Origin of the sequence: Geomonas silvestris (assembly GCF_014193515.1) — a bacterium.
GTDB lineage: Bacteria > Desulfobacterota > Desulfuromonadia > Geobacterales > Geobacteraceae > Geomonas > Geomonas silvestris.
This window is the reverse complement of record NZ_BLXX01000001.1, coordinates 623,736-636,675: the sequence shown is the minus strand read 5'-3', so window position 1 is coordinate 636,675 and position 12,940 is coordinate 623,736. Positions and strand designations below refer to the sequence as shown.

Genomic DNA, 12,940 nt, shown 5'->3' with positions numbered 1-12,940 from the left:
GGTGCGGTAGCCGATTTGGTCGCAGGTTTTGCTCAACCTCAACCTGTCTCTCTGGAGGTGTCCTATGCCGGGCAACAAGGAACATCAGGAGATCTGCGTGGTGGGGCGACTCTTTTCATTGGAGGCGCTCGTTGTTATCATGGGAGTGGTGTCGCTGATTTACGGCTTGGCAACGGGTAAGGTGATTAGCGTCATCATTGGAGCGGCGGTGCTGGCGGCGATCTGGGTCCTGGCGCGCTGGTGTCGCCGCAACCAGGCAAAACAGCAGTAAAGGAGTTGGTAATGAACAGTAGACCGATTGTGCTCGCCTCGGCATCGCCCCGCCGCAGCGAGCTTCTGGAATCCGCGGGCATCACGTTCGTGGTGGCCCCAGCCGACATTGACGAGACCCCGCTTCCCGGTGAGGAACCGGTGGACCACGTCTTGCGTTTGGCCGAAGAAAAGGCCCGCGCCGCGGCCTCCCGCACCGAGGGGCGTTTCTTCGTCGGTGCCGATACCATCGTTTTGTGCGACGGAGAGATCATGGGGAAACCCAAGGATGCCGCCGATGCCGACCGGATGCTCAAGAAACTTTCGGGAGTCCCCCACGAGGTGGTGACCGGCTATGCCGTGTACGACCGGGAGCGCGATGCTGCGCTGAGCCAGGCGGTGCGCACCAAGGTTTTCTTCAAAAGTCTGCGGCAAGAGGAGATCGACGCCTACATCGCCACCGGCTGCCCGTTCGACAAGGCGGGTGCCTACGCCATCCAGGGGGGCGCGGCCCACATGGTGCAGAAGATCGACGGATCCTACAGCAACGTGGTCGGTCTGCCCTTGTGCGAGGTCGTAGAAACGCTGCGCACCATGGGCGCGCTCGATTAGCAGGTTTTTGAGGAGGGGACTGTGACGATAGCAGAGAACTTCGAGGAGATCCGCAGGCGCATCGCCGAAGCCGCCCGTCGTGCCGGCCGCGACCCCGATTCGGTGCGCCTGGTTGCGGTCAGCAAGACCAAGCCGGCCTCAGCCATCGCCGAAGCCAGGGACGCCTGCGGGCAGCTCATCTTCGGCGAAAACTACGTCCAGGAACTGGTCCCCAAGGTGAAGGAACTTTCCTCTGACATCTCCTGGCACTTCATCGGCAGCCTGCAGAGCAACAAGGTGCGCCAGATCGCCGGGATGGTGGATCTGATCCATTCGGTGGACCGCATCTCGCTCGCGCGCGAGATCGACCGGCAGTGGGGCGAAATCGGCAAGGTCTGCGACATCCTGGTCCAGGTGAACATCGCGCAGGAGGCCACCAAGAGCGGCACGAGCTGCGAGGAGCTCATCGACCTGGTGCGGGAGATCGCCCAACTCCCCAACCTGCGCATCAAGGGGCTCATGACCATGCCGCCGTTCTTCGACGACCCCGAGGCGGCGCGCCCTTACTTCCGCCGTCTGAAGGAACTCGCCGGGGAGATCGAGGGAGCCGCCATCCCGGGAGTGGCAATGCAGGAACTCTCCATGGGGATGTCCGGGGATTTCGAGGCCGCCATCGCCGAAGGGGCCACCCTGGTCCGGGTCGGCTCGGCACTCTTCGGCTCAAGAGGATAAAGGCAGGGTCTGGGGACTAGGGGCTAGAGGCTAGGGACCGGGGAATAGGGAACAGGGACCTGCGGATTCGTTCAGGGATTAGCCCTGAGCGGGCAGGCTGGTAATCGCACAATGCAGAATGACAAGAAACCGATATCCCCGCTCAGGCGGCCTTTTGTAGCGGCGGGCGGGCTGGTGGGGGTAGCCCTGAGCGTCTGGTACCTGGTCGCGAACCTGAAGAGGACGACGCTGGTGCCGGATCCCATCTGGACCCGGTTCGTCAACGTCGCCCTCATCATGTTCGTCTCCATCTACCTGGCGAACCTCTTGCGGCGCCTGGTCGAGTTCCTGCTCAAGAGGAAGGCTCAGCGCTGATCGCGCTTGGACACTTTTACCGGGACCAGGGACAGGTACCGGTGGATCCTGAACCAGATCAGACACTCGAGCGCCGCGAAGACCAGGCAGCACCCGGCGTAGACGCCGACGGCGACGGTCACCCGGTGCGAAATTTCCAGGGCCGGTCTCGCTTCCACGATCCAGAGCAGAATGACGGCGGCCGTACCGCAGCTGAAGTGGCGCAGCAGCCAGGAGTTGCGCTCGTGCTGCAGCTCGTGCAGGGCCTCCAGGTCGTGATGCTGCCAGGATTCCTCCACCTTGAGATAGGCCCAGATGATGCGCGGCAGGATGGTCAGCGCCAGCATCAGGATGATAGTCAGCATGAAGCCCTCGAACACGTTTGTCATGACAGCCCTCCTCATGAGACAGTTGCCTGCGAGAACTTCCCCAGCATAAAGAACGCCGAAACATCTCTCCTACAAGATTATTTCACGTCAATAGTTTCCTGTACTGAATTCAATAGGTTATGGCGCGACCGGTTGCCCCGCCGGCACGCTGCCAGCTAACCGCTCAGCGGCGGCTGCACAACTCTTGCACAGGGCGCTGTGTGCCGTTCGCACCTTCTCCCTGATAGGGCGAAGTTCTCCCAGTCTTCGCCCCGCCCGTAGCTCGTAAAACCCTGTGCAAAAATTAAGTTGTAAGCTTCGGGCGGTTCATGCTAACGCTGAACGCTTGTGACTTAGCCAAGGTAGGAGACCCGTTCATGATTCATCTGTCCAACATCACCAAGCAGTACGGCTCGCAGGTCCTGTTCCGCGAAGCCAGCTTCCAGATTCTTCCCGGCACCCGCACCGGGCTGGTCGGCCCCAACGGCGCGGGGAAGACCTCGCTGTTCCGCATCATCACCGGCGAGGAGGAGGTCGATGCCGGTGATATCACCCTCGCCAAGAAGACCAGCGTCGGCTACTTCTCCCAGACCGTTGGGGAGATGAAGGGGCGTTCGGCGCTCGAGGAGGTGATGGCGGTATCGGCCGAGACGGTGCGCCTGGCCGGCGAGCTGAAGAAGATGGAGGAGCAGATGGGCGAGCCGATGTCCGACGACGACATGGCTGCGCTTTTGGAGCGCTACGGCGTCGCCATGGAGGAGTTCGAGCACCGCGGCGGCTACGACCTCGACTCGCGCGCCCAAGAAGTGCTGACCGGCCTGGGGATCGGCCCGGACCGCTTCCACAACCCGGTGGAATCCTTCTCGGGCGGCTGGCGCATGAGGATAGCCCTAGCCGGGATCCTCACCCTCTGTCCCGACGTGCTCCTCTTGGACGAGCCGACCAACCACCTGGACGTGGAGTCGATCATCTGGCTCGAGGAGTGGATCGCCAGCGAGTTCAAGGGGGCGCTCCTGATGACCAGCCATGACCGCGATTTCATGAACCGGGTCGTCGGGCGCATCATCGAGGTGGCCAACAAGACCATCACCACCTACGGCGGGAACTACGACTTCTACGAGAAGGAGCGCGACATCCGCCGCGAGCAGCTTTTGGCGAGCTACAAGCGCCAGCAGGAGATGCTTGCCAAGGAAGAGGATTTCATCGCCCGTTTCGCCGCCCGCGCCTCGCACGCGGCCCAGGTGCAGTCCCGGGTGAAGAAGATCGACAAGATCGAGCGCATCGAGATCCCGCCCGAAGAGAAGGTGGTCCGCTTCGTCTTCAACGAGCCGCCCCGAAGCGGCGACGACGTGGTGGCCATGGATAAGCTGGCCAAGAGCTGGCAGAACCCGGACGGTAGCGAGCACCCGATCTTCTCGGGGGTAACCGGCGTCATCAAGCGCCTGAGCAAGATCGCCGTGGTCGGGGTGAACGGTGCGGGCAAGTCCACCTTCCTCAAGGTACTGGCCGGGCAGACCGAGCCGACCGCGGGGAACGTCACCTTGGGCGCCAACGTGGAGCTCGGCTACTTCAGCCAGCACGCCATGGAAGTTCTCGACCCGAAGAAGACCATCTTCGAGACCCTGCAGGACGTGATGCCCACTGCGACCATCGGGGTGATCCGCAACTTGCTGGGATCCTTCCTGTTCCAGGGCGACGACGTGGACAAGCGGGTCGAGATGCTCTCCGGCGGGGAGAAAAGCCGCGTGGTCCTGGCGACCCTTTTGGCCCGGCCGGTCAACTTCCTGGTGCTGGACGAGCCGACCAACCACCTGGATATCCGCAGCCGCGAGATCCTCCTGGACGCCCTGGCCAACTTCTCGGGAACCGTCATCCTGGTGAGCCACGACCGGCACTTCCTGCGCCTTTTGGTCGATCGGGTCATCGAGGTGGACCACGGCGAGATGCGGCTCTACGAGGGGAACTACGACTACTACCTCTCCAAGACCCATCACACGGTGCACTGATTTTTGATCAAGCTTTCACTAACATTTATATAAATCCCCGTTTGCCTTGAACCCGCCTCCATGCTATAAGGCATGGGTTGCGAATTTACGTTTATGGAAAAGGAGAGCGAACCATGTCGAACAACAAGCCGGAGATGACCTTTAAATACGTCTTCACCTACGACTACAGTCCGACCTACGTCAACGGGGCCCACGGTGGTCTTTCGCCGCGCGGCGAACTGGTGATGAACTTCTACCTCGAGCGCCAGCCGCTCCCCAATTCCATCTCGCACCAGATCACCCCGGCCGGCACCATCGGTCCGGAGACCGAGGTTGAGCCGGAAGATCTGGGCCGCAGCCTGGTGCGTCACGTCACCACCGGCGTCGTGCTCAACTACCAGACCGCACGCGAGCTGCACTACTGGCTGGGCGAGCAGCTCAAGCAGATGGAAGCGATGGATCAGGCCCGTCAGGAGCTGGCGGCGGAGCAGGGCGGCAAGTCGCAGGCCACCCACTAGGCACCCGAGCAGCAAAGACACGGGGGCGGGGTTTTCGGCTCTTCGGGACATCCCGGAGTACCCAAAGCCGCCGCCCCTTTATTTATGGACTTAGGACGCAACAGGCGAAACACACGATCATCACCCCTTCGGGCGGGTGAACTGCAACGCAACGATAAAAGGAACTGGTTTTATGGCACCAAGCTTCGTCGTCGGCTCCGAATCGGTCCGGATGCTGGAACTCGGCCACCCCTGGATCATCGCCGACGCCTACACCAAGAAATGGCCGGCAGGGCAGGCGGGTGACCTGATCGAGCTGACCGACCCCTCCGGGCGTTTTCTGGCCACGGCGCTCCTTGATCCCGGCGAGCGGATCGTGGCGCGGGTCCTGGCGCGCCAGCGCATGACCCTCGACCGCGGCTGGATCAAGACGCGGCTGCAGGCGGCCATCGCCCTGCGCCTGAACCACGCCCAGCTCGAGGAAACCACGGCCTACCGCCTCGTCAATGCCGAAGGTGACGGGCTCCCGGGGTTCACCGTGGACCGCTACGGCGAGTACCTCATGGTGCAGCTTTACTGCGGCGCCTGGCGCAGGCACCTGAAGCTCATCACCCAGGCGCTCCAGGAGCTTCTCGACCCGGCGGGGATCTACGAGAAGGCCCGGCCCCAGAAGACCCGGGAACTGGAGGCGGAGAGCGATTCCAAGAAGTACGGGCGCCTCTTGGCGGGGAGCGCCGCGCCCGAGCCGCTCACGGTAAAGGAAAACGGCCTGAACTTCCAGGTGAGCCTGGAACGCGGCCTGAACACGGGGCTTTTTCTGGACCAGCGCAACAACCGTCGCGACCTGATGGCGCGCGTGGCGGGGAAGCGGGTCTTGAACCTCTTCTGCTACACCGGCGCCTTTTCGGTGGCCGCCGCGTCCGCCGGTGCGAGCCAGGTGACCAGCGTCGACGCCTCCCCGAGCTATCTCGATATAGCCCGCAGCAACTTCAGCGTGAACCACATGAACCCCAAGCGCCACGAGTTCCTGCAGGGGGACTGCCTGGCGGTGCTCGAGGAGCTTGGGCGCACCAAGCGGGTCTTCGACGTCATCGTCATGGACCCTCCTTCGTTTTCCACCACCTCGAAGAGCCGCTTCACGACCCGCGGCGGCACCTCGGACCTGGTGGCGGCAGCGCTGAAACTGCTCAAGGAGGGCGGGCTGCTGATCACCTGCTCCAATCACCAGAAGGTCGACCTGGCTGACTACCTTAAGGAACTGCGCCGCGGCGCACTCCAGGCGGGGCACTCACTTCAGGTGGTCCAGCTCTTCGGACAGCCGGAAGATTTCCCCTATCCGGTGACCTTCCCGGAGGGGCGCTACCTGAAATACGCGATCTCGGTGAAAGGGACGCTGTAGGGGGACGCGATGTGGGGAAAACGGGATACCGCGCGGGAAGTGGCCTGCCAGCAGATCCTCGAGCCGGATGCCTCGGTCTATTCGGTGCAGTGGCTGGTGCTGCCGGATCCCCTGCTGTGTCCGGTGACCCCCCGCTTGCTGTTCGAACGCTATCTGCGCCTGGTGCAGGACTGGACCTTCTCGCTGATCCGACCGGCGCAGAACGAGGAGGGCGTCCAGTTCCGGCTCTTCGGGAGCAGGATTGCGCTCCTGAGTTTCCAGCCCCCCGAGTACCCGAAGGGGGAAGGGGTGGGTGAGGTGCACTTGCGCATCAACGGCGGGATCCTGGTGCAGCCCAAGGAGTGCGATCGCGGCCTCTTCTCGCTCTTCGCCGAGCCCGAGCCGGGTGGCGTGCGGGTCGTCGTGCAGCTTTCCGACTACTGTCCGCTGCTATTGGGAAGTGCGCGCCCCTCGCTGTTGCGCCGGCAACTCTACCGGCTCACCCAGGCCTATCTGCACAAGATCGTCACCGTGCGCTACCTGGCCGAGCTGTACCGGGAGCTGACCGGAGAAAAGGTGCGCCTCAAGGTGCAGAAGGTGCGGGTGCGACAGGGGAAGGAGACTTAAGAAGGGCGTTGCCTGAAAGGAATGCTTCGCGTAAAGGTTCCTTTGCAATCACTGAGGAGTGACTTTAGTCGGCGAAGGGGCTGTTCTCTCGCTCCCCCCTTTTGCAAAGTGGGGGACGCGAGTTCTGCTGCTGCGCTTCGTGGAACTACTTTCCACGTTCAAACTCATGCGAGGCCAATAAAAAAAGGAGACGCCGGCGGTGCCGGGCGTCTCCTTTTTTCGTTCCTGCGATTATCTTACTCTTTGGGCTTTTGCGGCTGGTTCAGCTTCTCGTACAGCTCAATCTGTTCGGCCTGAGAGAGCTTGCGGGGGCACTTGGCCCCGCTGCGGCACTTCCTGCAGCGGTCGTCCGAGCACCACTGGCAGAAGGTGCAGTCAGGGCAAGGGTACTTCTTGTTCTCGTGCAGCTCGCTTGCCATCTCAGAAGCTCTCCACCGGTTCTACAGGTTCTGCCTTTCTTAACCTTAACCTCAACCCGTCTCTCTTAGTAGACCACGTTGCGTTTGGGCGCGGACCCTTCCAGGATGCGTGCGAAGTTTTTCCCCTGGTCGGCGTTGATCAACAGGTAGCGCGGCAGCTTCATCACGTTGTCGCGCGGCGAGGCGTGGTGTGCCTCGATGGTGAAGGTCGCCTTGTAGCCTACCTCGCCGGCGCGCTTCAAGAGGTAGTCGTCGTAGATCCCGAACGGCCAGGCCAAAAGATCCACCGTACCGCCCAGTTCCTTCTCCAGGCGCTCCTTGGATTTCTTCAGCTGCGTGGTGACGGACTTCTCGTACTCGGCCGGGGTCATCTTCTTCTTGTCGCGCTTGAAGTTGGGGTGCCAGAAGGTGTGCGACTGGATGTCGAAGCCGTTTTTCTTCAGGGTGCGCAACTGGTCGTAGGTCATGGCGTACTTCGCGTTGGAGATCGCGGACGGGTACACGAAAACGGTGACCGGCACGTTGTACTTCTTCGCCAGCGGGAGCATGTCGCTGTAGACCGATTTGTGCGCGTCGTCCTCGACGATCACAACCGATTTCGGTGCCGGCGCCGGGCCCTTCTTCAGGTAGTAATCCACCAGGGTGCGCAGCGGAATCACCTTGTAGCCATTGTCCCTGAGGTACTTCAGGTGCTCCTCGAAGACGGAGGTCTTGATGGTCATGCCGTCGGCGACGGTGGGGCCGAAACGATGGTACAGCAGTATCGGAACGCTCACCTCCTGGCTGGCCGCAGGAGCGCCGGCTTTGGCGGGGGTGGGGGCAGCCTGGGCGCAGGTGAGCGCCAGCAGGAACGCGCAGAGTACAAGGAGCAGGGTTCGGCATCTAAACATTGATTGAAAACCTCCGGACTTTCCGTTAATTAGCCTCGCCGGGCGAAGCAATTTCCTACCATAACAGAAAAGCAAAAAATGTGAAACGCCGAATCGCCCTTGCCAAGGTAAAGTGCCGGCCCTGCCGGAAAGGGATGGGAGCGCTGCTCGTGCGGTTCCCGGAAAACTGGTACAATGGCTGACAGCCCAGGGTCCGAAACCCTTTGACAAGGAGATATGCCATGTCCAGCTATCTGATCACCTGCAGGTCCTGCGGCAGCGCGAACCGGGTCCCCGGCGAGAAACAGGGGATTGCCGGGCACTGCGGCAACTGCCGCGCCACGCTCCCGCCGCTTTATTTCGAGCCGCAGCAGGTAAACGACGAAAACTTCGATGCCTTCCTCGCCGGTTACAGCGGTCCCATCATCGCCGAGTTCTGGGCCCCTTGGTGACCGCACTGCACCTCATTCGCACCGGCGGTGCGAAAAGCTGCCGAACTGCTGGCCGGCAAGGCTGCGGTCCTGCAAATAAATACCGATACCAGTCCCGGACTTGCCTCCCGCTTCGCGGTGCGCGGCATCCCGGTCTTGCACCTTTTGCAGCACGGCAAGTCCGAAGCCCAGCTCGCCGGTTCCCGCTCGGCCGAAGCGGTAGTCGCCTGGTTCCGTGACATGACGGGCGAGCACTGATTCCCCGGGGGCGGCTGATCTCTTACGGGTCAGCCGCCACCAGGCGGGATTCGACTTTGTCCTTCGCACGTACGCCTTGGCCATCAAAAGCGGGAAGAGTTTAAAATCCCCTCTGTCTCCCCTTCGCAAAGGTGAGGACGTCATGCCACCAGCAGTGCTGCTGAACTCCTTTTCATCCCTGGCAAATCCCCTGAAGAACCTTTTAAAAAGCCAAAATCTTGGAACCTCCCTCGATTTCTTGGCAGCCTCCTACCCCCTCATGAAATATCCTCCTCTTCAGTAACTACCCGAGAATACAAAAACTTTGCGGATCGTTTACATTTGGCGCGCCGGTTGCTCTAGGTTCGACAGCTACCGGAACTCCCGGTGTGAAATCCATTACCTTGGGAGTAAGTGACGTTACCCCGCGAACGGATTTCGCCGGCCGATTCGGTAACCCCGTCGGCCAGCAAACTTGATTTCAGCGAAAACTACAATTCCATGGGAAAAAGGAGACACGTCATGAATACTCTCGTTCGCCTGTCGCTTCTCTTAAGTTCTGTCCTGTTGGTCTCAGCCTGCGGTGGTGGGTCCGGCTCCAGTGCACCCGCCCAAGGGGTCAGCAAGGGGGTGATCACCGCCCTTGGCAGCGTCATAGTCAACGGTATCGAGTACAACATAGACAATGCGGCCATCAAGATCGACGACAACCCGGGTACCCCAAGCCAGCTCAAGGTCGGCATGGTGGTGAAGGTGCGCGGCAGCGCCGATAACAGCACCCGCCTCGGCGTGGCGCGTGAGGTCGAGGCGCACGACGTGCTTGAAGGTAACATAAGCGCCCTTGGTGCCAACACCATCACCGTCATGGGGCAGACCGTGCACATCGAGGACAACGTCACAAGGCTCAACGACGACAACACCGTCAAGGTCTTCTCCGCCGCCAATTTCCAGATCGGGGACCGGGTCGAGGTGCACGGCTTCCCGGACGACCAGGGGGGCCTCAGGGCGACCAGGGTCGCTAAAATCACCTCCAGCAACGACTTCGAGATCAAGGGGTACGTGCTGGCTCTCGGGAGCGGCAGCTTCGGCCTCAGCCTCACTCCGGGAGGTGCCGCCATCCTGACCGTTACCGGGTCTCTTCCCGCCGGCGCCGGCATCGGATCGCTGGTCGAGGTGCGCTCCAACGCGGCGCCGGTCGCCGGCGCCCTCACCGCCACCCTGGTGAAACTGGAAGACAGGTTGGCCGGTGCCGGCGAAAAGGTCGAGGTGGAAGGTATCGTCACCTCCGGCAGCGTCGACGACTTCGTCATCAACGGTCAAGAGGTACTGACCAGCAGCTCCACCATCTTTGAAGGGGGGCTCAAGACCGACTTCGCCGTCGGCGTGCAGCTGGAGGCCGAAGGGACGCTCAACGGCAGCGGGGCCCTGGTCACCAGCAAAATCTCGTTCCGCAGCAACATCAAAATCGAGGCGGATCTCTCCGCTTTGAGCTCCACCAGCTTCTCGGTGGTGGGGAAAACCGTCACCATCAACGCATTCACCCGGATCGACGGCGGGCCGCTCGCTAACGGCCAGCACGTTGAGGTTCGCGCCATCGCCGATCGCGACGGCAACCTGGTCGCCCGGCGCATCGTGGTCAAGGGCGCCAGCTCGCAGACCTTCATCCAGGGACCGGTGAGCGCGAAGGATGCCGCAGCCGGAACCTTGAGCATCCTCGGTCTCTCCGTGCTGACCACTTCAGGGACCGAGTTCAGGATCAGCACCGACTCGGCCGAGCAGGCCGTCGGCCAGAGCGCCTTCTTCGCGCAGGTTACCCTGGGGGTCACCATCGTGAAGGCGCGCTGGAACTCGAGCAACACCTTAGCCGCTGCCCAACAGGTGGAGATAGAACTGGGCAAATAGGCTTCACATAGACCCCGGAAGGGGAGCCTGCGCTCCTTTCCGGGAGCTGCCGGGGGCCGGAATCATTGGAGGGAGACCCGCTGCGGGTCTGTTCCGGCCGCCCCGGCAGGCAGCATGGGAGTTAATGACGCTTCTCAGAGAAAGATAGGGTAAACTGTTGTGATTACACTTAGTTGCAGTGTGTGTAACGTACATTTAACTTGACAGCTAGATTGGTTTCCGCTATTTTTCCCGGAACAACGCAACAAAAGCGCAGCACGATAGACGACAATACTAAACCATCCGCGAGGGTGGGACGGAAAGCCTAAGGGTCTCTTCGAGATAGCCGGGTCGCCGAAATGTCCACATTCATTTCGGGACCCGGCTATTTTTTTTCCTGGTGTAGATCATCTTCCGGCAACTACGCCGCAACGCACTTTCCCCGGCCCTCGGCAAGCCCGGGAGAGTCGCACCGATGCCGCAGCCAAGGTTGTCCATCTCGCAATTCCCAACTGGTGCGCCAAGCACCGATTCCCAACGTCAAATTTTTCCGGTCGCGCCGCTGGCGGCGGCCGGACATGCAGTTGCCCACAAGAGGAGGTTTCATGACCAACATGAATAAAAAGATTCACGATATGGCGGTATTCATCGAGTTTTTGGCGGGCTCCGGCCTGGCCATCTTCTTCCACATGGTGCTGCACAACGAGATGGCAGCCTACCTCACCTTCGGGATCGGGATCCTGCTCTCCCTGGTGACCTACCTGGTGCGCGAGGACATCGGTAAGACCAAGGCGGAACTCTTCACCCAGTACCAGCAGGTGCACGCCATCCCCTTTGCGCTGGCCCAGATAAGCGATCCGGAGTGCCAGGCTAAGGCCCAAGAGCTGGTCGCCGGGACGCTGAAAAATATTGCGCTGTTGCAGCAGGGCTTCATCCCGCTGGACGAGATGGACTTCTACCTCGAGGGGGCGCGGCTCGCCGACCAGGCCCTGCACCGGATCAAGGCGGTGGACCCGCTCTCCCCGGGGTGGCTCAGCCGCGGCTCGCTCATCAACTTCTACCAGGCCAACCTGCGTGCCGTGACCCGCGGCATCGAAATCACCCGCATTTTCATCACCAGCCGCGAAGACCTGGGCGATCCCGAGGTCCAAAAGGTGCTGCTGGCCCAGTACCGGGACAACATCGACGTCCGGCTCGCCTTCCGCGACGAACTCCCCTCCACCATCGACATCGGTGGCTCCGAGGTAAACAGCTCCTTCGATTTTGCCATCTACGACGAGCGCGCCGTCACCGCCGTCTTCGTCCAGACCGGCAAGTACCACGGCCGCAAAACCGGGCAGGCCGGCGAGGTCGCCAAGTACTTGCACCTCTACGAGCGCCTGGAACACAGCGCGCACCCGGTGGCCCTGGAGAACGAACGGATCGTGCTGGCAAGCGAGGTACAGGCGGTGGCGCTCGCCTCGTGAACCCGCGCCGAGGACCGGGGCTAAAGTTTTCCGGGCCGCGCGCCGATACGCTCGACAGCACGTCATCTTGAGGTCGGGAGCACGAGCCGTATGGGAATTTTTTCAGGGGTGGACAAGAATACGGGATCAGCGGAAACCAAGAAGTTTCACAACACCTATGGACCGCTGTTGGCAGACGGGGAGATCATCGAGGTCGGCTTTGTGGTGTTTCGGGACACGTTCCTGTTCACCAACAAGCGCCTGATTCTGGTGGACGTCCAGGGGATCTCGGGGCGGCAGCTGGAGTACCTCTCCATCCCCTACAGTAAGATCACCAAGTTTGGCGTGCGCACCGGCGGCGCCTTCGAACCGGAGGCGGAGCTGCGCATCTGGATCGGCAGCGACAGCATCCCCATTGAGAAGAAGTTCACCAAGGAGGTGAACGTCTACGAAGTACAGAAGGTACTGGCAAGCCGGGTGCTGAAGTAAAGGCCGGCGCCGATTGCCTCTAAAGCGGGACCCGGTACTCCATTCCGGGCCCGCTTTTTTCCTGCCCGTTTCAAGAAGAGGCGGTACTGTCAAGAGTGCCGACGCTTACCTGTAAGGATAGCCGACACCCGTTTTGGGTAAGACGCCTCCCCGCCAATCATTACCGGTTATTCTGGGTCGTAACTGTCCGAATCTGCGGCATTATTGTCGTGCCCCCTGACTTATGAATCTGAATCGGCATTGGAACAACTTTTGTATTAGCTCTGTCTCGGGGAGGTGGTGCGGACGGAAGCTTTCCTTGTTTCAAAGGTTGTAACAGTGGGTGGCACAGTTTGAACAGTTGCGTACTGAGTCTGAGCACGAGGGCTCTTTCCCGGGCCTCGACTGCTGTGTTTTACCGTACTTAGCG

Annotated in this window: 15 protein-coding genes and 1 riboswitch; of the genes, 12 read left to right on the top strand and 3 right to left on the bottom strand. The window is 61.3% G+C overall.

Annotated features, from left to right (window positions below):
• Positions 1–64: 64 nt before the first annotated feature.
• The 4 genes from GMST_RS02725 to GMST_RS02710 all read left to right on the top strand — a co-directional run bounded on the left by GMST_RS02725 (position 65) and on the right by GMST_RS02710 (position 1,926).
• Positions 65–271 carry a hypothetical protein gene (locus GMST_RS02725; protein ID WP_183353071.1) on the top strand — a complete coding sequence of 69 codons (207 nt, stop codon included), beginning with the start codon at positions 65–67 and terminating at the stop codon, positions 269–271.
• Positions 272–282: 11 nt separating this feature from the next.
• Positions 283–861 (top strand): Maf family nucleotide pyrophosphatase, encoded by a 579-nt coding sequence (locus GMST_RS02720; protein ID WP_183353070.1) that lies wholly within the window; start codon positions 283–285, stop codon positions 859–861.
• A 21-nt stretch (positions 862–882) separates the two neighbouring features.
• Complete coding sequence (locus GMST_RS02715; protein ID WP_183353069.1) at positions 883–1,572, top strand: YggS family pyridoxal phosphate-dependent enzyme; 690 nt, start codon at positions 883–885, stop codon at positions 1,570–1,572.
• A 111-nt stretch (positions 1,573–1,683) separates the two neighbouring features.
• Positions 1,684–1,926: a hypothetical protein gene (locus tag GMST_RS02710; protein WP_183353068.1), complete on the top strand. Its 243-nt coding sequence runs from the start codon at positions 1,684–1,686 to the stop codon at positions 1,924–1,926.
• Here the strand turns inward: GMST_RS02710 and GMST_RS02705 are convergent.
• Entirely contained in the window at positions 1,917–2,294 is a 378-nt protein-coding gene (locus GMST_RS02705) for a hypothetical protein (protein WP_183353067.1), read from the bottom strand. The genes GMST_RS02710 and GMST_RS02705 overlap by 10 nt on opposite strands.
• A 356-nt stretch (positions 2,295–2,650) precedes the next feature.
• Here GMST_RS02705 and GMST_RS02700 point away from each other — a divergent pair, with 356 nt between their 5' ends.
• The 4 genes from GMST_RS02700 (at position 2,651) to GMST_RS02685 (ending at position 6,760) form a co-directional block, all read left to right on the top strand.
• Positions 2,651–4,279 (top strand): ABC-F family ATP-binding cassette domain-containing protein, encoded by a 1,629-nt coding sequence (locus GMST_RS02700; RefSeq protein WP_183353066.1) that lies wholly within the window; start codon positions 2,651–2,653, stop codon positions 4,277–4,279.
• A gap of 113 nt (positions 4,280–4,392) precedes the next feature.
• Positions 4,393–4,776, top strand: a complete 384-nt coding sequence (locus tag GMST_RS02695; protein WP_183353065.1) for a hypothetical protein — start codon at positions 4,393–4,395, stop codon at positions 4,774–4,776.
• Positions 4,777–4,948: 172 nt separating this feature from the next.
• A complete protein-coding gene (locus tag GMST_RS02690; RefSeq protein WP_183353064.1) occupies positions 4,949–6,154 on the top strand; it encodes a class I SAM-dependent rRNA methyltransferase in 1,206 nt (401 codons plus the stop codon).
• Between the two features lie 9 nt (positions 6,155–6,163).
• Complete coding sequence (locus GMST_RS02685) at positions 6,164–6,760, top strand: hypothetical protein (RefSeq protein WP_183353063.1); 597 nt, start codon at positions 6,164–6,166, stop codon at positions 6,758–6,760.
• A gap of 236 nt (positions 6,761–6,996) precedes the next feature.
• On the opposite strand, the gene GMST_RS02680 is transcribed toward GMST_RS02685, so the two are convergent.
• Positions 6,997–7,179, bottom strand: coding sequence for a hypothetical protein (locus tag GMST_RS02680; protein ID WP_183353062.1), 183 nt, complete (start codon positions 7,177–7,179; stop codon positions 6,997–6,999).
• 65 nt (positions 7,180–7,244) lie between these two features.
• The gene (locus tag GMST_RS02675) at positions 7,245–8,069 is read right to left on the bottom strand and encodes a polysaccharide deacetylase family protein (protein WP_183353061.1); all 825 of its coding nucleotides are present in this window, start codon (positions 8,067–8,069) and stop codon (positions 7,245–7,247) included.
• A 221-nt stretch (positions 8,070–8,290) separates the two neighbouring features.
• On the opposite strand from GMST_RS02675, the gene GMST_RS02670 reads away from it, so the two are divergent.
• The 4 genes from GMST_RS02670 to GMST_RS02655 all read left to right on the top strand — a co-directional run bounded on the left by GMST_RS02670 (position 8,291) and on the right by GMST_RS02655 (position 12,531).
• Complete coding sequence (locus GMST_RS02670) at positions 8,291–8,737, top strand: thioredoxin family protein (RefSeq protein ID WP_183353060.1); 447 nt, start codon at positions 8,291–8,293, stop codon at positions 8,735–8,737.
• A gap of 501 nt (positions 8,738–9,238) precedes the next feature.
• Positions 9,239–10,618 carry a DUF5666 domain-containing protein gene (locus GMST_RS02665; protein ID WP_183353059.1) on the top strand — a complete coding sequence of 460 codons (1,380 nt, stop codon included), beginning with the start codon at positions 9,239–9,241 and terminating at the stop codon, positions 10,616–10,618.
• A gap of 262 nt (positions 10,619–10,880) precedes the next feature.
• Positions 10,881–10,956, top strand: a riboswitch (cyclic di-GMP riboswitch).
• Between the two features lie 246 nt (positions 10,957–11,202).
• Positions 11,203–12,063, top strand: a complete 861-nt coding sequence (locus GMST_RS02660) for a hypothetical protein (RefSeq protein ID WP_246399167.1) — start codon at positions 11,203–11,205, stop codon at positions 12,061–12,063.
• Positions 12,064–12,153: 90 nt separating this feature from the next.
• Positions 12,154–12,531, top strand: coding sequence for a PH domain-containing protein (locus tag GMST_RS02655; RefSeq protein WP_183353058.1), 378 nt, complete (start codon positions 12,154–12,156; stop codon positions 12,529–12,531).
• Positions 12,532–12,940: the final 409 nt, after the last annotated feature.